Source organism: Microcoleus sp. Z1_B2 (genome assembly GCF_036700325.1).
GTDB lineage: Bacteria > Cyanobacteriota > Cyanobacteriia > Cyanobacteriales > Microcoleaceae > Microcoleus.
In genome coordinates this window covers 1,285-20,620 of the sequence record NZ_JAUBOQ010000012.1, presented here as the reverse complement: position 1 = coordinate 20,620, position 19,336 = coordinate 1,285, and the positions used below count along the sequence as shown (strand labels likewise).

The 19,336-nt window shown below is 46.4% G+C and carries 20 protein-coding genes; 6 read left to right on the top strand and 14 right to left on the bottom strand.

Going from position 1 to position 19,336, the window contains the following annotated elements; translation table 11 throughout:
• Nucleotides 1-332: 332 nt before the first annotated feature.
• Nucleotides 333-539: a hypothetical protein gene (locus QT984_RS08970; RefSeq protein WP_333057431.1), complete on the top strand. Its 207-nt coding sequence runs from the start codon at nucleotides 333-335 to the stop codon at nucleotides 537-539.
• 470 nt (nucleotides 540-1,009) lie between these two features.
• Here QT984_RS08970 and QT984_RS08965 read toward each other — a convergent pair whose 3' ends face one another.
• Nucleotides 1,010-1,798 (bottom strand): SDR family oxidoreductase, encoded by a 789-nt coding sequence (locus QT984_RS08965; RefSeq protein WP_333209538.1) that lies wholly within the window; start codon nucleotides 1,796-1,798, stop codon nucleotides 1,010-1,012.
• A gap of 308 nt (nucleotides 1,799-2,106) precedes the next feature.
• Nucleotides 2,107-3,033, bottom strand: coding sequence for a nuclear transport factor 2 family protein (locus QT984_RS08960; protein ID WP_333271240.1), 927 nt, complete (start codon nucleotides 3,031-3,033; stop codon nucleotides 2,107-2,109).
• 218 nt (nucleotides 3,034-3,251) lie between these two features.
• Between QT984_RS08960 and murG the strand changes: the two genes are divergently transcribed.
• On the top strand, nucleotides 3,252-4,316 hold the full coding sequence (murG, locus tag QT984_RS08955; protein ID WP_333260461.1) for an undecaprenyldiphospho-muramoylpentapeptide beta-N-acetylglucosaminyltransferase: 1,065 nt from the start codon (nucleotides 3,252-3,254) through the stop codon (nucleotides 4,314-4,316).
• A 38-nt stretch (nucleotides 4,317-4,354) separates the two neighbouring features.
• Here the strand turns inward: murG and QT984_RS08950 are convergent, their stop codons facing one another.
• The 7 genes from QT984_RS08950 to QT984_RS08920 all read right to left on the bottom strand — a co-directional run bounded on the left by QT984_RS08950 (nucleotide 4,355) and on the right by QT984_RS08920 (nucleotide 9,242).
• Nucleotides 4,355-4,654, bottom strand: a complete 300-nt coding sequence (locus tag QT984_RS08950) for a hypothetical protein (RefSeq protein ID WP_333209543.1) — start codon at nucleotides 4,652-4,654, stop codon at nucleotides 4,355-4,357.
• A 97-nt stretch (nucleotides 4,655-4,751) separates the two neighbouring features.
• Nucleotides 4,752-5,201, bottom strand: a complete 450-nt coding sequence (locus QT984_RS08945; protein ID WP_333057437.1) for a type II toxin-antitoxin system antitoxin SocA domain-containing protein — start codon at nucleotides 5,199-5,201, stop codon at nucleotides 4,752-4,754.
• A gap of 149 nt (nucleotides 5,202-5,350) precedes the next feature.
• Nucleotides 5,351-5,947 (bottom strand): urease accessory protein UreG, encoded by a 597-nt coding sequence (ureG, locus tag QT984_RS08940; protein WP_333057438.1) that lies wholly within the window; start codon nucleotides 5,945-5,947, stop codon nucleotides 5,351-5,353.
• Nucleotides 5,948-6,036: 89 nt separating this feature from the next.
• Nucleotides 6,037-6,750, bottom strand: a complete 714-nt coding sequence (locus QT984_RS08935; RefSeq protein ID WP_333057439.1) for an urease accessory protein UreF — start codon at nucleotides 6,748-6,750, stop codon at nucleotides 6,037-6,039.
• Nucleotides 6,751-7,028: 278 nt separating this feature from the next.
• Nucleotides 7,029-7,466, bottom strand: a complete 438-nt coding sequence (ureE, locus tag QT984_RS08930; protein ID WP_333057440.1) for an urease accessory protein UreE — start codon at nucleotides 7,464-7,466, stop codon at nucleotides 7,029-7,031.
• A 431-nt stretch (nucleotides 7,467-7,897) separates the two neighbouring features.
• Nucleotides 7,898-8,389: a DUF4168 domain-containing protein gene (locus tag QT984_RS08925; protein ID WP_333209548.1), complete on the bottom strand. Its 492-nt coding sequence runs from the start codon at nucleotides 8,387-8,389 to the stop codon at nucleotides 7,898-7,900.
• A gap of 688 nt (nucleotides 8,390-9,077) precedes the next feature.
• Nucleotides 9,078-9,242 carry a hypothetical protein gene (locus QT984_RS08920; protein WP_333057443.1) on the bottom strand — a complete coding sequence of 55 codons (165 nt, stop codon included), beginning with the start codon at nucleotides 9,240-9,242 and terminating at the stop codon, nucleotides 9,078-9,080.
• 331 nt (nucleotides 9,243-9,573) lie between these two features.
• Here QT984_RS08920 and QT984_RS08915 point away from each other — a divergent pair, with 331 nt between their 5' ends.
• Nucleotides 9,574-9,999, top strand: a complete 426-nt coding sequence (locus tag QT984_RS08915) for a DoxX family protein (protein WP_333209550.1) — start codon at nucleotides 9,574-9,576, stop codon at nucleotides 9,997-9,999.
• A complete protein-coding gene (locus QT984_RS08910; RefSeq protein WP_333057445.1) occupies nucleotides 9,996-10,490 on the top strand; it encodes a DUF4385 domain-containing protein in 495 nt (164 codons plus the stop codon). Before QT984_RS08915 ends, QT984_RS08910 begins: the two co-directional genes overlap by 4 nt.
• A gap of 596 nt (nucleotides 10,491-11,086) precedes the next feature.
• Here the strand turns inward: QT984_RS08910 and QT984_RS08905 are convergent.
• The 3 genes from QT984_RS08905 to QT984_RS08895 form a co-directional block, all read right to left on the bottom strand.
• Complete coding sequence (locus QT984_RS08905) at nucleotides 11,087-11,554, bottom strand: regulatory protein RecX (RefSeq protein ID WP_006634375.1); 468 nt, start codon at nucleotides 11,552-11,554, stop codon at nucleotides 11,087-11,089.
• A gap of 89 nt (nucleotides 11,555-11,643) precedes the next feature.
• On the bottom strand, nucleotides 11,644-12,054 hold the full coding sequence (locus QT984_RS08900; protein ID WP_015177612.1) for an AbrB family transcriptional regulator: 411 nt from the start codon (nucleotides 12,052-12,054) through the stop codon (nucleotides 11,644-11,646).
• Nucleotides 12,055-12,388: 334 nt separating this feature from the next.
• Nucleotides 12,389-12,577, bottom strand: coding sequence for a hypothetical protein (locus tag QT984_RS08895; protein WP_333057446.1), 189 nt, complete (start codon nucleotides 12,575-12,577; stop codon nucleotides 12,389-12,391).
• Between the two features lie 898 nt (nucleotides 12,578-13,475).
• Here QT984_RS08895 and QT984_RS08890 point away from each other — a divergent pair.
• Complete coding sequence (locus QT984_RS08890) at nucleotides 13,476-13,694, top strand: hypothetical protein (RefSeq protein WP_333373811.1); 219 nt, start codon at nucleotides 13,476-13,478, stop codon at nucleotides 13,692-13,694.
• Nucleotides 13,695-13,721: 27 nt separating this feature from the next.
• Here QT984_RS08890 and QT984_RS08885 read toward each other — a convergent pair whose 3' ends face one another.
• Together QT984_RS08885 and QT984_RS08880 are read right to left on the bottom strand one after the other, a co-directional pair.
• On the bottom strand, nucleotides 13,722-15,419 hold the full coding sequence (locus tag QT984_RS08885) for a CHAT domain-containing protein (RefSeq protein WP_333057448.1): 1,698 nt from the start codon (nucleotides 15,417-15,419) through the stop codon (nucleotides 13,722-13,724).
• A 4-nt stretch (nucleotides 15,420-15,423) separates the two neighbouring features.
• The gene (locus QT984_RS08880) at nucleotides 15,424-15,678 is read right to left on the bottom strand and encodes a hypothetical protein (RefSeq protein ID WP_333057449.1); all 255 of its coding nucleotides are present in this window, start codon (nucleotides 15,676-15,678) and stop codon (nucleotides 15,424-15,426) included.
• A gap of 1,406 nt (nucleotides 15,679-17,084) precedes the next feature.
• Between QT984_RS08880 and QT984_RS08875 the strand changes: the two genes are divergently transcribed.
• On the top strand, nucleotides 17,085-19,336 hold a 2,252-nt coding region (locus tag QT984_RS08875), incomplete at its 3' end, for a cadherin-like domain-containing protein (RefSeq protein ID WP_333271256.1).

Sequence of the window (19,336 nt, the reverse complement as noted above, 5' to 3'; positions counted from 1 at the left end):
CCGGCCAAAATTGGTCGGGAGTTAATTAATCAGGGTGCATCTACTAATTTAGTCTCCGGTTCGAGGTGCACCTGTTCGGGACAGTTTGAGAAAATTTTTGATAATTAGCGATTTTGGCTGTAATAAGCTGCTGTGCATCTAATTTGACAGTCAATTTTTCTACAATTATTGTGGGACGGGCATCTTGCCCGTCTCTGTACTCAATTTAGATGCGTAGCAGCTTACGACAAAAAAAACCCGGCCAAAATTGGTCGGGAGTTAATTAATCAGGGTGCATCTACTAATTTAGTCTCCGGTTCGAGGTGCACCTGTTCGGGACATTTTGGGAAAATTTGGGGAAATTCGTGGTTTGGGGTGCGATCGCCAAAAAAAACCCGGCCAAAATTGGTCGGGAGTTAATTAATCAGGGTGCATCTACTAATTTAGTCTCCGGTTCGAGGTGCACCTGTTCGGGACAGTTTGGGAAAATTTTGGGAAATTCGTGGTTTGGGGTGCGATCGGCAAAAAAAAACCCCAAACCAGAATTGGCGGGGAGTTAATTAATCAGGGTGCATCTACCAATTAAGCTTCCTGAGAATTCCAGCGCAATCCGGACAACCTCAAACTTTATTCAGCATCACCGTCGATATCGCAAAAAAAAACCCCAAACCAAAATTGGCGGGGAGTTAATTAATCAGGGTGCATCTACCAATTAAGCTTCCTGAGAATTCGAGCGCCATCCGGACAACCTCAAACTTTATTCAGCATCACCCTCGATACCGCAAAAAAAAACCCCAAACCAAAATTGGTCGGGAGTTAATTAATCAGGGTGCATCTACTAATTTAGTCTCCCGCCCGATGTGCACCTTTTCAGGACACTTTGGCAGAATTTTGGAGAATTTGTGGCGAGGGGGGGCGATCGACAAAAAAAACCCGGCCAAAATTGGTCGGGAGTTAATTAATCAGGGTGCATCTACCAATTAAGCTTCCTGAGAATTCGAGCGCAATCCGGACACTTACCACTAAAAACTCAAAACTCTTTTCGGTGAACCAGAGTTGCACTAGCTTGGTCTGTCGGAACTAGCAAGATTTCGCTAATATTGACGTGGGGCGATCGCGTCGCGCAAAAATACACGACATCGGCTACATCGTCCGCAGTCAGCGGTGTCAATCCTTGATAGACATTTTTTGCTTTTTCTGCATCGCCGTGAAACCGGACATTGCTAAATTCTGTTTCCACCAAACCAGGCTCTATTTCTGTCACCCGCACTGCTGTTCCCAAAAGGTCTTGTTTCAACCCTTCAGAAATAGCTCTCACTGCTGCTTTGGAAGCGCAATAAACATTACCTTTCGGATAAGCTTGGCGGCCTGCTATTGAGCCGATATTCACTACGTGGCCGCGGTTTCGGCTTACCATTCCCGGCACGATCGCACGAGTCATGTAAAGCAAGCCTTTAACATTGGTATCAATCATTTCTTCCCAATCTTGAAAGTTGCCTTCGTGCAGTTTGTCTAAACCACGGCTCAATCCCGCATTGTTAATCAGAATATCGATGTTTTTCCAGGCATCGGGAAGCGCAGTTATCGCCGATTCGACTTGCGGGCGATCGCGCACGTCCAATTCTAGTAAATAAATCTCGTTTGCCGATGCGATGGATTTTGTTTCTACAAGTTCGTTTGCCAGTCGATCAAGCTTTTCAAGACGGCGGGCTGCTAAAATTAGTTTGGCTCCACCTTTGGCGAATATCTTGGCACAGGCTGCTCCGATACCGCTACTCGCACCTGTAATGAAAACAATTTGATTTTGGATAGAAATCATACGATTTTAGATTTTAGATTTTAGATTTGGGAATTGGGAATGACTAATGAGATAAGGGTTTGGATATTTCATACTGTCAATTCAACATAATTCTTGTAGTGACGACTTTAGGGATTCAGTCCTTTCTCTTCAAGATTTTCTTGAACTCGCCACTACTAAAATTACCCAAATAATACCATCCCCTAAAAAATGCAACTGTAGACCAGCGCTCCAAACATTTAATTCATAAGTTATTCCCCATCTAAAATCTAAAATCTAAAATCTAAAATCTAAAATCTAAAATGGTATAACCCATAACACCTATTTTATTACTTGACAACCCGCAATCGCACACTAACTGTTGCAATTCCACCTTGTCGCATCAAAACTGCTGAAACCCACCGATTTTCTGGCGTAGCCGGAGCTTTACCTACTTTAAAAATTCCCCCGGCATTTAGCAACTCTAGCTCGACTTCTGAGGGATTAAAAAAGGTTTTTTCGGTAATGGGTTCCTCCAAAACAGTCCCTATTAAAATATCATCGCCGATCGGCTCTCGTACAATGGCATCAAAATAGTAATCTTCGCCTACCTTAACTTGCTCCGGCAAATTTACTTCAATTGTGGGAGGATTATTTCCAGAACTAAGCTGAGTTTGTTCTGCTAAAATCTCTTGACTAACTATTTTTTCACCTTCAAAGCGCTGCTGGGAACGGATGGTAGCTTTGAGAGTTAATTCTCTGCCATCCTTTTTTTGAGTGCCGGCAATTGTAGTTATGGTTTCTGCAATAATCGCGCTACCTTCGGTTTTCCAAGATTTGATCTCGGTGCGGTAATTTAAACTTGGATATCGATCCCAGAGTTGGGTGAGGGCTTTTTCCATGCTTTGGCCGTTTAAGCCGTCAGAATGAGTGAAATTCTGGCTGTAAAATGCCATGACTGCTTTGACATCGCGCCGGTTGGCGGCGGCGTCAATTTCTGTTAGCAGTTTTGTGAGTGGGGCGGGCGCATTTTCAGGGGTTTGGGCGATCGTTTGGGGAGTCGCCCCGATCGCACCGATCGCTCTTGCCGCACCTTGATGCAGCACGCCAGCACTTACCACTGTTAAACATAACAATATTTGAGCGATCGACTGCCCGCCGTTAAAGCCAAAAACGATCGCCCGTTGGCGCAGCCCTCGAAGCGGATCGGCTTTTTCGTCCCGACGGCTGGAAAAATACTGAGATGCACTTGGCACTAAATTCAAAAAATTACGCATTAGGTGATAATTTGGTTATTTGTCAGGAGTAGTGGCGCGGGCAACTGTTCGCCTGCAACGAACACTGACAACGGAAGGACGGACATGGCACAATCTAATTTTAGATTGCTGATTGAAAATTGGCTGAAACTGCCGGAATAATAAGCATAATAATCTAAAACCTCAAATATAAAATTGATTGACCTGTGGAACTTGTACTTGTAAAAAAAACAAAAACCTTGACAAAAGCCCCCCTCCGGTTGTTGGTTGCAGCTAGCGGCACTGGTGGACATTTATTTCCTGCGATCGCCACCGCTAGTCAGTTGAACGACTGTCAGATCGAATGGCTAGGAGTCCCAGATCGCATGGAAACCGAATTAGTTTCATCCCTTTACCCCCTCCACACGATCGCCGTTGAAGGCTTTCAGCAGCGATTTGGACTAGGTACTGTGCGAATTTTGGGCGGACTCGTCGGCTCGATCCTTCATGTGCGGAAGTTGCTCAAAGCGGGAAATTTTCAGGGAGTCTTTACTACCGGCGGTTACATCGCAGCACCAGCAATTCTAGCGGCTCGCTCTTTGGGTTTGCCGGTGATTCTCCACGAATCTAATGCCATTCCGGGGAAGGTGACGCGCTGGTTTAGTCCTTTGTGCACTGCTGTGGCGATCGGATTTGAAGCAGCAGCCCAGCATTTACCCCGCGCCAAAACGGTGGTGGCCGGTACGCCGGTGCGATCGCAATTCCTCGCCCGCCAACCTCTAAATTTGCCAATTCCTGACAGCGTACCTGTTATTTTAGTCATGGGTGGCTCTCAAGGTGCTGTCGCAGTCAATAAGTTAGTGCGCGAGTGTGCTCCGGCTTGGTTTGATGCCGGCGCTTGGGTGGTTCACCTCACCGGAAATAATGACCCGGATGCCGAGAGTTTGAAACACGAGCAATATTTGTCAATGCCATTTTACGACAATGTGGCGAGCTTGTTGCAGCGAGCAAATTTAGCAATTAGTCGATCGGGCGCCAGTGCTCTGACAGAATTAGCAGTGACGGGCGTACCTTCTATTTTAATTCCTTTTCCTCACGCGGCTGACGACCACCAAAGATTTAATGCGGATGTATTTGCTAAAGTCGGCGCCGCTGTGGTATTCCGTCAAAGCGAACTGACAGCAGATGTCTTGCAAAGCAAAGTGTTGTATTTGTTAAGAGATTCCGAATATTTGGAAAAAATGTCTCAAGCTGCTGCTCAATTAGCGGTGACAGACAGTACAGAACGTTTGGCAAATTTGGTCAGGGAATTGGTGGTGAGGTAGCGAAAATTGGACACCGCCACTAATTTAACGAGTTCTTTTTAATGAGGGTAAAGCGTAAAACCCCTGTCCAACCAAATAACATAAAACACAGCCCCATCCCGATAACCAACCATTGGAGCCTTCCCGCAAAACCGAAAAGCAATAAAATTTACATCATCCTTAAGATGGCTGGGAATAGGTGCTCTAATGGAACTTCGGGCTATCTTCTCGTAGCCCAATCCGTGACGGGGACAAGCATTAATCTCACTCCAGGTAAGCTGATTTAATTTGTAGAGCGTATCTGCAAAAGCAGCCTTTTCATCTTTTGTGCATTGAGAAAGAGAGTAATCTTTATTCATGTATCGCAAAGAAAATAGAGGTGACTCCTGCTCTGGCGGTAAATCAACAATTTCTCTAGGTGAAATCCTTTTCCCTTTTTCTTGGCGTTGATTTGCCTTAAGATGCTTCTTCACAATTGAGTTGAGTCTTGAAGTATTTTTTCAGGGATTGATGAGTAATTTTTCCGCTATTTTGAGCAGCAAGTTTCCAGGGATATTCTTCGTGTGTCATGTTCCTTAACTTCCATGCAGCAAACTGCCCAAACACAGAGTAAACTTCATCAAGCAGGCTCTTAGTTTTTTCTTCGTAAATCGAAAAGTCTATATATTCAGGACGTGGAATTGCACCAGTACCATACTTTTTATAGTGACGGTACAAATCAGGAACAACGGGCCCGTGAGTCCATGCTTCTATGGCTTCAAGAAATAGCGGTTCATCGTACAAAGCTAAATGAAAGCCTTGAGCATAGTAAACCAATTTCTGAAGCTTGAGATTAGATATCAGATCGCCAGCATCTTCACTTGCCTGAGCCAAAAAGTATTCGGCTGCATCATAACAACTCAGCATAACTTACTTGGTAGTCATTAAACGGCAAAACTAGAACGAGATTTTTTTGACACTCCCGCGACTCAAGCAGACTATATTTGTCTGGAGACGTTTTCACGGGGAATTGCGAGCCGTGTCACTTTATTTACATTATACTATATTTTCTCAATCTATGCCATATTCAATTTAACAAAATTAACTACCGATTCTAATCCTTCCTTTGTCTTCAAGTTAGTAAAAACAAAAGGTTTCTCCCCCCGCATTTTTTTCGCGTCCCGTTCCATCACGCCTAAATCTGCTCCTACATAAGGTGCGAGGTCTGTTTTATTAATTACCAACATATCAGATTTAGTAATTCCTGGCCCGCCTTTGCGCGGAATTTTATCGCCTGCTGCGACATCGATTACGTAAATTGTTAAATCTACTAACTCCGGGCTAAAAGTTGCCGCCAAGTTATCGCCGCCGCTTTCGACAAATACTAAATCTAAATCAGTGAATTTGTGTTCTAACTCTTCTATAGCTACTAAGTTTATCGAAGCATCTTCGCGGATGGCTGTGTGGGGACAGCCTCCTGTTTCTACGCCCAAAATTCGATCGCTCTCCAAAGCTTGACTCCGAACCAAAAACTGGGCATCTTCCTGAGTATAGATATCATTAGTAACAACCGCAATCTGGTATTGCTGTCGCAGCGCTTTGCACAAAGCATCCAGTAAAGCTGTTTTCCCCGAACCAACTGGCCCAGCAATTCCTACACGAAAAGCACCCATAGCGATTTTAGATTTTAGATTTTAGATTTTAGATTTTCTGATTTTCTGATTTGGGATTTGGGATTGAGGGATTTGGGATTGAAGGATTTTCAACTGCGAAACAACCGAGTGTACTGAGTTTCGTGCGCCATGCTAGCCAGTCCTAATCCCCAACTGCAACTCCCAAGCTCATCATCTTCTAATTTTAAAACTTCTTGCGCCGTACAGCTAATTTGAGACTGCAAATCTAACAGCAACTGTTGACCGGCTGTTTGACCGAGGGGAATCAGTTTCACGCCCGCACTCGCCAAATTGGCAGCCCAACTGTACAAATATCCTAACACGGCCGCTTCCTCTTCAATCTGCCAGTTGGCGGCGGCAATGCCAAAGCCGATCGCAAAATTGCACGGATTGCCGCCAAATTCCACCAAATCTTTTACACTTGTTGTTAACCCAGAAGCAACGGGCGATTCCCTGCGGGATAGCTTCGCTTCACGCAAATCCAGCAGCAACCTCACCAAAGTCCGCCCCATTTGCCAACTTTGCAAGCGCAACTCTTCTGTTTCCTTAGCAGCCGTCGCCCAAGCATTCCAGTAATTCAAAGCCGTCAAATCCCCCATCTGTGCCGCCCTCAAAGCCCTTACCACCACAGCGGCTTCTACTCGCACAGCCCCGAATTGCAGCGAATTTTCTAACCAATTCCTCAAAGTAATCTCGCTGTCGATCGTACCGGTTTCTACCAGACTTTCGATTCCCTCAGAATAACTATAAGCTCCCACAGGTGCAAAAGCTAACTGCAACAAAGATAAAAGTTGATTGTTCACTGTTGACTGTTGACCAAGAATTTGTTGATGGTACCCGCCACGTGATTTATCCGGGGAATCAATCGAAAATCGAAAATCGAAAATCCTCAAGCCCCCGAATTTATCTCGCGCAAGTCAATCCAAAATCTAAAATCTAAAATCTAAAATCTAAAATCGAATGACTGTTGACTGTTGACTTCTTGCTTCTTCAATAGCCGAAAGCAATTTAGTCATAAGCCCTCGGATTTATCGGTGGGAGTAAATCTAAAATCTAAAATCTAAAATCTAAAATCTAAAATCTAATGGCTGTGCCCATAAGCGCCCATTTCCGGCTGAAACGGCACAATTTCCTGTGTTACTTCCAAACCCATTTTTTCTAGCATTCCCTGCAACACAGAGTCGGGAGAAAGCCTTAAATAATTATCGGCAACTTCTAAAGCTACGTGGCGGTTTCCTAAATGATAAGCCGCCCGCATCAGTAGCAGCGGGCTTGAGGCCCGCGCTGTCAGCACGAGTTCGGGTTTTGCACTTACCAGTACCAAACAGCTACCGTCTTCCGACTGCAATAAATCTCGATCGCGCAATACTGTACCTCTGGGCAAACTCAGGTGCAGCCTTTCCCCCGTTTCTGTCTCGAATCGGTGGCGGCTGCGAGTGCGATCGTCGGCTGTCATTGGTAAAGTAAAGCTGACAACAGCATCGGGATTTGCTGGTAAATGTTTTGTGAATGTTAGCATTTTTCTATTCTATTCCTCAGAACCCTTCACTTTACATCGAGTTTTTGAGGAATATCTTTTTTATAGCCGAAGGAATAAGGAAGACCGAAATTGCCATTTTCAGCTCATGTTTCAGGAATTAAAAACGTTTTAATCGTCTTGGCGATCGCTATATCTCATTCCGATTTACAGCCAGTTGAAAAATATTCATCTCTCTGAACCGCTCCCGTTCTTGTCTCTTTACCACATTTTTGTCATCTTGTCAAGCATTTTATCACAGACGATCGCCCTTTTTTCAAAAAATTTTGCATATCGTCTAGTAACTCGAACAATTTAAATCTCCAATATATTGTTGGGGGGAGGTAGCGCTTAGGCATCCTGCCTGCCATTAACAAGCTTTTATGGAGAAGTCTAATAGAACGGGAGAGGAAGAAAGACTCAAACCCTCAAGCTTATTGATTGCCCGCTTGTTGCAGTCGCAGCAGTTCGGCTTGAATTCGCTGTTTGACTGCCGGGTCCGCTTGCTGGAGCAAAGTAAGCTGGTTGAAGCGACTAACTGTCAAACCATTGGTTTCGATAACTTTTTTAGCTTGTTGGCAGTAATTCACCGCGATGCCACGAACACCTCCAGACAACCTATTAATTTGCTGAGTTTCGTTGCACACTACTCTGGGAACCGATCCCCCAGCCATTCCTTTAATTTCGTTATAAGCTTCCACCCGTCTGGGTTCTATTGCCAACACAGCACGAGCGTAGCTAGTAATTTCTTGGCTGCTAATTTCTTGAGCTTGGGCTGCCGATCCGAAAACGAGGTTTGGGGATTGTCCATACAAACCGGGCGCCCATCCGCTAGCTAAAGCTGCTGCAGAAATGATGCCTGCAAACAGCGATTGTCGCAGCATCCGGTTAATGCCAAATTTAGAGGTGTTTAGTGAGGTGTTCATGGTCGTCGGTGATTGCTTACGTGTAGATAAAAATGACACAGCGCTTGGAGGCTCAATCTTTTTGAATAATGTGGTGGCTAAAAAGTTCCTGCCTAGGAGTGACTATTTTGAATTCCAGCAGGATGCTTTGGAAGTTGCTACGACGATCGACTTTTTAGCAAATTAGATAATTTGATTCATTCTAGCATCTGTGGGAAGTTGACAATATTCAAACTTGAGATAGTAATTTTAATTACAGAGCGTTCCCGAGTTGCCAGAGGCAATAATTCTCAAAACGCAAATATTAAATAATTCTAAAAGTTATTGACAAATTACTCGCCTTAATTAGTCTAATCAAGGTACGCCCTAGCAAAGCTATCTTCCCGCCAGGGTTCCCGTTCCCCGTAGGGGTTCCCGTAGGGTAGGGTAGGGAAGCGCCTGGAAGGCTAGGTCAATCGATTTTAGATTTTAGATTTTAGATTTTACAATACTTCGGACAGTTTTTGATTGCCCACCGTAAAATAAGGGTTTCAGGGCGATTGGACAATCAAGCTGCCAACCGAAAATCAAGGGTTTCACACTATGAGATAAAAATATTCCGCACTATTGATTTTAGATTTTAGATTTTAGAATTGAAGCATTGACTTGCGCGAGATCAATTCGGGGGATCCTTTATCGGATACAGGTTTTTTATTTCTGGACGGATTCATCACGTGGCGGGTATCCTGGATGCGAGGGGGTCAAATTTAGCAGCAATCGCACTCCTCAATTGCGGCGATGATTTATCTAATGTTAAGCGATGGTGCATTTGTCGATCGACAAAATCCCCCACTGCTTTGGCTGCTGACGACGCCCAAGCCGGAACAAAAATCATGTTTTACTACCCGAAGATAGAGACAGCAACAGGGTACTAGACATTAAAATCTTGTTATCAAAATGCGCGCTATCTGTTTTTGGCAGTCAACGCGCAGGCGTGGGATTCCAGTTCTCGCTTCCTCCAGTTTGGGGCTGTGAAAACTTGTCTGGGAGTTAGCCAGAAACCTGGTTTTTCTACGAAATAAAATCGTTACAGCCACCAGCAAAAGCAGACAAACCCGGAAAGCTGGAATTTTTGGGGCTCAGTTTGCTTGTCATCTCGATCGCAGATAGCGATTTTGTGCAAGCATTATCGTAGCAATTTAACAATTATTAATTACCCATTGCCCATGAAAAGTCAAAAAGAAATTTGGCGAGTTATTCTCGCAGTAGCTATCAGTATTGTAGGCGTGCTGCACTTTGCAGTACCCGCACCTTTTATCAGAATTGTGCCGCCCCAGCTTCCTTACCCGGAAGCATTGGTTTATATCAGCGGTTTTTTCGAGATTTTGGGCGGAATTGGGCTGTTAGTTCCTCCTGTCAGCAGGGCGGCGGCGTGGGGGTTAATTGCCTTGTTTATTGCCGTGTTTCCAGCTAATATCAATCAAGCCGTCAACAACATTCCGATAGAAGGGATTCCCCACAACCAATTACTGTATTGGTTGAGGCTGCCTTTTCAAGCTGTCTTCATTGCTTGGGCCTGGGTTTATACCAAACCAGACGAAGGTAAACCCCGGGCTTCTATAGTTCCAGATACAACAGAAAACGCCCAATGAAGCAGTTCGACTACTCTGTGGATTTTAAAAACATCGACTTTAGACAGCACCCGGAACTTTATCGGGTAGGGAAAGGAGAACAGGGAGTGCTGTTGGTTGAACCATACAAAGGAGAAATTTTGCCTTTCTGGAGATTTAAGACTCCTGAAATTGCCAGGGAGTCTAGCAGCAAAATTTACTCCTTGTTTTTAGAGTATCTCGATGCCGATGATTTTGTGGGAGCCGACATGGCCCGCAAGTTCTTGCAGATGGGGTACACTCGATCCCGTCGCTACGCTAACCACAAAAGCGGCCGAAAATACCAGCAAAACCCTCAAAAGCTGAAGTCTGTTGCAGAGCAAACCGCCGCTCGAAAAGATATTTTGCCGCTCGAAACTGATCCGGTGAAAGCCGAATCCGCCGCCATTTTTAAAGAGAAATGGATGCTGGCTAAAATCAACGAGAAATATCTCCAGCTTTTAGCCAGACATCGGCAGATGTACGAATCTTAGTTAGTCAACGCTGAGGATTGACATACAGTTACCAAGAAATTGGGTCTAAAGCCCCGTCATAAGCTTGACGGCTTTAATTAATTATCAACTTTTGTTAATTGTTTTCTTGAACTTTCTTGCATTGTGTTCATTGTAGAGTAAAATAACTAGACTACAGGTAGAATAACCGCCGATACACATGAGACACCACGCTCAAACGACAGGTCGGAAAACAATAATGGTTAGTGGGTGGCGAAAACCACGAAAAACATAGCTGGGCTAACTAATGTAAGCCAAAATCAGAGACTAAACTTTTTATTTCTAAAATGTACTGTGGGGCACACAGAAACAAGAGAAGCAATTCTCGAAAGCTTGGGGAGACAAACCCTCGCGAGGCTATCTAAATTAAGCTCGATATTTGGTTCTTTTGAACGGATACCTGGTTTAAACACTGCCACAAGGATAGATAGTTTTAAGGTATGTCGCAGAACCAAGAATCCCCTCGCCTTCAGGCAGGGGAGTGTCAAAAAAACTCAGGACTTAGACTTTAGCCCCGTCGGCAGCAGTGTAGTTGTGCTTGCCTATCGGGGCCTGCTCTATTTGCTTGACCCTACTATTTACTCGTCATCTTCTTCCGTCTGCCACTGTCGCCAAATTTCAAAGGCATTAAAGCCCCTGTATTGCAGGTAATTCAAGACTTTGCCCTTGGTTTTCGGATCTGCTTTACCCCAAGTATCGATCTTGTATTTCCGCATGACTTTGGCTTTTAATTCGGCCAGTTTTTCTGCTTCGGAGTCCTGATTTTCTGCAATTTCTTCTTCCCAGACTTGCTCGAACAAATCGTTGGTAATTCCTTTTTGCAGGCACTTGCGCTTGATGGCAGACTTTCCGTATTTGCCTGCTGCAGAGGCGATCGAGTTTGCCACCAAGCGAGTGTCAGACTGATAGCCCCGGTCTTGAATTTGCGCGATCGCCTCCAATATTTCCTCATTGCCAAAACCTTTCTCTTGCCCCTTTTTGCGAAGTTCAGAGGCACTGTAGTCTTTGCGAGACAAGAGAAAATAGAAATAGTCAAGACAGCTCATCAGTTAAATCGAAGGGTGGCGCGCAAATACTCGTGTAGCGAAGCCAAATCCAGTAGCCTTGCTATCGGCTGACTGCATCGAGATCGCCTCTATTCTTCTGTATCCTCCTCTTCATCATCCAATTCCACATCCGGTCTGTCCACATCGATCTGAATCAAGCGAATGTGCTTGTATCCGAGCTTAATTTCAAACTCGTCTCCCGGCTTTAATCCCATTTCTTGGGTATAATTTGCCCCGATCACGATCGAACCATTCTTGTGAACGCTAGCTCGATAACTCGCTTCTCGCCCGCGTCCGTCTGCTTTAGACTTCTCTAGCTCAATGCCCTTAGCAGCTAACACTGCATCGTAAAACTCAGCCAGATTAATCCGGGTTTCTCCACTTTTGCTGACAGTGAAGTAGCCGCAAAGCTTCGCAAGTTCTCTGCGTGGCAAATCACTGCCTTTGATTTTTTGAAGCAGACCTTTTCCTGTTAAGGGTGCTGTAGCTGTTTCTGCCATTGACCGTACCTCGCTTATTGGACTTTACTTATATCAATTACAACACATTAGATTAACTTTGTTTCACTGTCAATACTAATAATTCTGAATATTAAGATTCTGGATAAATTTCTGCGGCCTCAAGACCGGGGGTGCAAGTAAGGATGCTCGAAGGGCGATCAATTTGCTCCTCGCGGCCCAAATCCTTGTGTAAGCCTTGGAGCGATCGCGCGGGGAATTATTGTCGCAAATTAAATGCTTTACTTTTTTACAGTAAAGTCTGTTCCCTGCATTCACCAATCCCCGATTGTGTCTGCGGTCAAGGTCAAAATAAGACAGCCATGAATGGAAATACCTAGAACGCGGCCACTGCAAATCTGCCGAAAGCATTTACCGGCGCGGGGTTAACTTTTACCTCAACAAGACGAGGCAGCACTTGTTCTCGATGCCACTGCCAGCTACTTGTAAATTCTATTTTTACGGCTGGAAATCCCCTCAAAACCCCAAATACCAACGAGCAATCTTCTATTAAGGTTTTGGGCATATAACTTGCACAGAACGCAGTCTGGGGAAGGCAATCCGGTAAAAATTGCAGGAAATTTCACCGGTTGGTTGAACGGGTTTAAGCTAAAACCCGACTCCATGGGCGCGGCGGCAGAAACATCGGGCAGCCACTAAGAGGAGAATAGTTTTGATCGGGCGAGATTGCTTCGCGACTCTTAACACTTCGCCACGAATCAGTAGATTTCTAGGGGGAACTGGCGAAAATCTTCCTCCTCGGGCCCCAAGCCAGAGAATTTGAGGTTATTTCCACAGGGGAATTGAAAAAGACCGAGTTTAATGCACAACAGCTTAAATGTTTGATGCACTACAAATTAGCAGCGGTTCCCGACATGGAGTTTCGATGGAAATGTATTGGTTTCGAGTCGTGGCCTGTAAACTGCCATACTCTCAAAATTTATGCACCAACTGGAGGGGCGCGTCAATCGATTTTAGATTTTAGATTTTAGATTTTAGATTTAAGCCTTGACCCCACGGATAAATACGTTCGGCAAGTTTCATCGGATACAGGTTTTTTATTTCACCGGTCCTGAGTCTGCTTTCGGCATGAATCACGTGGCGGGTATCCTGGATGCGAGGAGGTCAAACTCACAGCCGCTTCCATAATTAATTATTGTTAAATAAGCGCGCTGACGGTGAGGACGTTCTTAATTGTGGCAACTCTGGCTTTTATTGTCTTGTGCCGAATGAGGAATGCTCGTGCTGCCGAATCAGCCCGCTCAAAAACGCAGACAAGCCACCGACTCCTGTCGTGGAGAGATCAAAATTTTAGACTCTTGTTCCATTTCCCAGATTTATCTGTGGAGTAAATTTAAAATCTCAAATCGTTCGACTCAGGACTCAAGCCGAGGTCTAAAATCTCAAATCGACTGACGCATTCTATGATTAAGCAGTCCCGGACTTACTTTCTCGACGAGAAACCCAGTTTCTTCCTCGATGCTTGGTTGGGCTGCTGCTTATTTTCGGTAAAAACCGACTTGATGAAGGTAAGTCCGAGATTCGATCGAGCAGTATACTTTCGATCGCTTTGCCAGCGGCAGCCGATCGCGAATGGCCAGCAAAAACCCCACCCAGTTTGGAGCCAGGCCAAGAGAGTCTAAATTCAGCATTGCAGTGGGCGATCGCTTTTAGTGACGTTGTTGCAGGTAATTTTGCGACAGGGGAGTCCGTACCGCCGGCAGTAACTCTTCTGGTTTCGGACCTCGCTGGTTCGAGTACCGCCACCCAAAAAAGCCAGCACTAAAAGCAACGGACAACAAGCAAAGCATCAGGGTAACAGATTTTTTCAGCCCCGGTTTTTTTAACGGTTTCTGAGTCGATGCAGCGGCGCGAGTTGCTTGGATCGCTGAACACTCAGAATTAGGAATAGAGGAGGGCGAAGCCGTCGGTGAGTTCGGTGAGTTAGTAGCATCCGCTCGATCGTTCTGGTGAACCCAATCCCTACGATCTTTTAATTGGTTGGGATATTCCCAGACTTCGCCGTCAGAATTGTCTGACTCATGGGATCGATTCGCTGGGATTGGGGGGTATTGGGCGATCGCCGAAACCGAAGACGGGGCCTTCCATTCTGTACCCGCGAGCGCCGGTGGCGTTCCCGGCGCGATTATGTGCACCATAGAACCGGATGTCGCGCTGTGGGCTGGCGCGCCGGTCAAATAGCCGTCAAAGTCCGGGTGCTGATAGAGAATGGGCAAAGCCCAGTATAGCTGGTGAGAACCGTAGGCAGAAATTAGCCCAGCTCTGGCACGGCTCAGGCTGAGATCGACTGGATAGCCTTGATTGAGGTTGCGGTAAAACAAACGCGTGAGAGTTAGGGCTACATCGTCGGGGATGCTTTCTGCCATTGCTAGCACTGCCGGAATTCCACGCTTGACTAGAGCTTCGGTTAAGTTCCGTTCCGGGCTGTCGTCCGCGAGGTCTGAGGGGTCGCCGTAGGCGCCGCGGCAGGAGTTGAACACGGCCATCTGAATACCGTTGTTAACGAGCAATCCAGCTAAGTCGTCGCCACTGAGGGTTTCGGTTAAGCCGGTGCGGCTGCTGACTAGGTAGAGTTCCCCACCTCTGGAACCTAAGTTGCTGTGGCCTGCGTAGTGCAGGACTTGGTAGTGTCCTTGTTCTAGGGCTTGGGTAAGTTGTTCTCGATCGGGCTGTTCGAGAATAGTCAGTTGAATTTCCGGGCAATGGGGGCTGTTTTTGAGAGGATGACCGGTGCGGTTTTGGAGTTCTTGCTGCAAATGGAGCACTTCTCGCTTGAGCTGCAAGCTGTCTCGATCGCTCGGAGAGGCGATCGCCATTAAAATTTTTAGTGGCCCGCCACTAGGCAGTATCCGGGTTTGCTTGAACAAACTTGTACCTGGTTGGTAGCGAGAAAATACGACATCGGTGCCGGTTGCCAAAGGGCGATCGCCGGCGTGCAGAACTTCCCACGGCAGTCGTGGCAAGCGCCGGCCTTTGAGTCCGAGTCGCAGTTGCAGCACTTCTCGGCGGTGCTGGGCTATGCCTTGAGCGCAAGTCCAGCTATCGCGCAAGTTTCCTTGAAACAGCCCGCTGTATAATTGTTGCCCCAGGGCTACTAAATTCGGCGCTGAGTTGTTTCCCGAACGGGAGAGGCCGCGACCGGCAAAACTGCTTCCCTGTACTGCTTTTCCCTGGAGCAAGCCCACCAGCGGGTCGTTCATCAGTTGAGCAGACAGTGCCAGCCATTCGTCGATCGGCCAGCGGACTTGTTGTTCGGCTAAGGGTACACCGGGTGCAACCCTTTCTGTCCGCACTAGATATTCATCGTCCCCAACGGGGGTGACTGAGAGTTGAAATTCCTGGCTCACCGATTTAGCGCCCTCCCGCCTTAATTCTGAATTTGCCTGCGTTTTTGCGGCTAGCAATAGCGCTCGGCAACATATTTTTTACTCTTCCAATCAAAGTTTCTGAATGCGCTTCCCCCGATCGGGCGATCGCTAGGGTCATGTATATTTGTTCAAACACTTTGAGGATATAAAAGTTGTACTTTAATAACAGTTTATTAGTTTTGATTGCCCTGTGGCTCGGTGAAAGCCGAATTTTCTCCAATCTTGCTATCTTTAACATTTTGCACCTCTACCGCAGACCCCTTTAGATTCGTCGTGAACTTGAGTTTCTCATTGCTGAGTAAAGTTAAATTGGAGGCACTTTACCAGGCGGATCTCTAGTTCTTATTAAAATTACTTCGGCTCTCGCCAACCGGTTTCAGGGCAATATCGCAGGCAAATTTGAGTATTTTATTTTTTTGGGAGAGGGGTCGATCGGTCTTTACCGCTTATCCTGTACCACCAACCCCCCATGTGTAATCTTGATTTTGTGTCAATTAATTAATTGGTCAGCCCTGGGTTCTCATCCGTAAGCCCTCCGCCCTCATCCTTAAGACCTCCGTGGCGATCGATAATCGATACTTCACCATCGATAATTCCTAATAATTTATTGCTAATTTACCGCTTTCATGATATAGAAAATTTTTAATTTAACTGTTTTAATCGAGTTAAAGTTAAGCAGCAAAAATAAACATCAGCAGCCAAGAACTCTCAACAATACAACGACCATAAAATTGTTCCGGTACTCTCAAGCAACTCTTTTTTTGGCATCTAGAGGATTACCCCTCATCAGGCCGGTTTCTCGGAGAATTATTGGACTTGGTAGCGAAGCCGTTACAAAACAACAGGGTTGGGCAGCCTCGCCGTGGGTCATGCCCGCTCAAAATGCCGAGCTTGCAACAGTCACCAAAAACTACTTCTGCGTCACATACCATTTGAAAGCAAATCTTACAATCTGCCTGAAGATAGATATATTTTGGCAGAACTCTTAGTATTGATCCGAAAAAAAACTCAGTTCGCGAGGTTTCCTCGAATGAGAGAAAATTGTGCCACTAAAAATTAGAACAAATATTTGGTCGGGGGAATTATCTAAATTTCTAATTAATCATCGGGAACTAAAATTACGAGGGTGCTGTCGTTTAGTCAAGAGATTCAAATCCTAGGTCAGGGAAGGATTTGTCAAAGCTGGGAGTGTTACAAAACTTCAATACACCCAGCCTAGATCGGAAAAAAAGCAAGGGTAGAATTTGGGGGACAGAGGTTTTGGGTAGTTATTTAGGAGTTGTCAGTTGCGAGTTTAAATTCAGCTAATTCACTGTAGAAATTACGTAGAAACTCTACAGGCAGGGGCCCTTCGGCGCAGCTTACTGTAGAAAATACCGAGAACATCTTAAAAGCTCGGAGCTTCGGCGTAGCACTTACAGTGTAGGTTGCGGATTAATTGATTTTGGTACGCAATGGCAGAATATAAAACTCGCAAAATAGCGAAAAAAACCTTGCAGTTTAAGTGGCATCTATAATAGTAAAGATGAGGAAACCAGCTCCTATAGGGGGCGAAAGCATGAAGTAAAAAAAAAACTTCTGCAGCCTCCTGTTTGCTGATAAATTGATTCTAAGAAGCTTACCATTTTTTGGGAAATATCAACAATGGATGAACTAACGTTGTTAGAAGAAGGAGCGGGAACACTTTTTCCCGCTCAAGATGAAACACAAAAGCCAGTCGGGGATTTAGGCGACGACAGCTCTACAATTTCCGATGAGGAGTTAGCCGAGTTAATTCAGATAGCGCTCACCGAAAACACCGACGGCATTACCACCACATTTCCAGCTCTGTCTAACGGCGTACTGGAAGAAGGTGCTGCTGATGACAGCCAAATGGCGGAATCTAACGGCGTACTAGAAGAAGGTGTGGGCGACATAGATGACTTAGATGATGACAGCGGCATCGATCGCCGCCGAACCGTCGTCGGTACCGATGACGATGACTTAATTGTCGCCACCGGCGAACAGGATGAGATATTCGGCAAAAAAGGCAAGGACAGAATCAAAGGAAACCGAGGCAAAAAAAATAAAATCTTCGGCGGTAAAGATGACGACGATTGCGAGGGCGGCGATGACGACGATGAAATAAGAGGCGATCTGGGCAAAGATACCGTCATGGGCGGCAACGGCAACGACACCCTTAACGGCGGTAAAGACAACGATACCGTGATGGGTGGCAGTGGCAACGACATCTGCGAAGGCGATGACGGCGATGACTGGACCCACGGCAACGAAGGAGATGATGACGTTGACGGCGGCGCCGGCAACGATACCGTCTATGGCGGCAAAGGCAACGACGATTGTGAGGGCAGCGAAGGCAACGATGCAGTCAGGGGCGACACAGGCAACGACAACGTTAGCGGCGGCGACGGCAACGATACCGTTAACGGTGGCAAAGATAACGATACCGTGATGGGCGATGCCGGCAGCGACGTTTGCATGGGTGACGACGGCGACGACAGCGTGATGGGCGGCGACGGCGACGACAGCGTGATGGGCGGTGCCGGCAACGACGTTTGCATGGGTGACGACGGCGACGACAGCGTGATGGGCGGCGACGGCGACGACAGCGTGATGGGCGGTGCTGGCAACGATACCCTCGTGACTGGCGACGGCAATGACATGGCAGACGGTGGCGACGGCGACGACAGCGTTAGCGGCGGCGGCAACGGCGACGATACGCTGATGGGCGGCGAGGGCAACGATACCCTGATGGGCGGTACTGGCAACCATACCTGTGTCGGCGGTGCTGGAGATGACGTTTATGTCGTGAGTAACAGTACCTCTGGGGCAAAAGCAGTCATCACTGACTACACAGACGGCAGCGACAAATTTCTGCTGTTTGGCGACTTGAACTTTAGCAGCTTGACCTTTATACAAGTCGGTGGCGATACCGAAATTCGGGTCAATAACTTTGCCTTGGCGCTATTGTTGAATGTCAACGCAACGCTGATCACTGCTGGCGACTTTTTGGAAGTTAATCCTGAAACTCCAACTCAAACTCAAACTCCAACTCCAACTCCAACTCCAAGTCAAACTCTCACTCCGATTTTTAACCCTCCGCGAGTGGAAGCTAATAATAGCTTGACTGCTGGTTCCAGCGGCGGCGAGCAAACTATTACTTCTGAGTTGTTGCGGTTTGTCGATGACGAGCAAGGTCCTAGCGGCACAGTCTTCAAGTTAACCGAGCTACCCGATGCTACAACCGGCCAACTATTGTTTAATGGAGTCGCCGTAACACAAGTCGGTTTTACCTTCACTCAAGCAGACATTAACGCAGGCTTGGTAAGGTTCAAAGCGACAGTAGGTTTTGTCGGTGCGCTGAGTTTTGGTTTTGAAGTTAGCAACGGCAAACGATCTCTCACCGGCCAGCGTTTTAGCTTGAACATCGAGCAAAATGTCTTTAAGTTTAGTGGCACTACAGCACCTCAAGTTATTGTCGGTTCTGCGACGCTGGATAACGATATTGAAGGCAGCGATGGTGACGATAACATTACAGCCGGCAAAGGCAAAGACAAAATCATCGGCGGCAAAGGCAAGGACACAATTAAAGGCGGCGATGGCGATGACGATATCGACGGCGGCGATGACGATGACGATATCGAAGTTGGCCTAGGCAAAAACAAAATAAAAGGAGGCTTGGGCAAAGACAAAATTCAAGGCGGCGATGACGATGACGATATCGACGGCGGCGATGATGATGACGATATCATCGGTGGTAAAGGCAAAAACACGCTAAAAGGCGGCTTGGGCAAAGACAAAGTTCAAGGCGGCGATGATGATGACGATATCGACGGCGGCGATGATGATGACGATATCATCGGTGGTAAAGGCAAAAACACGCTAAAAGGCGGCTT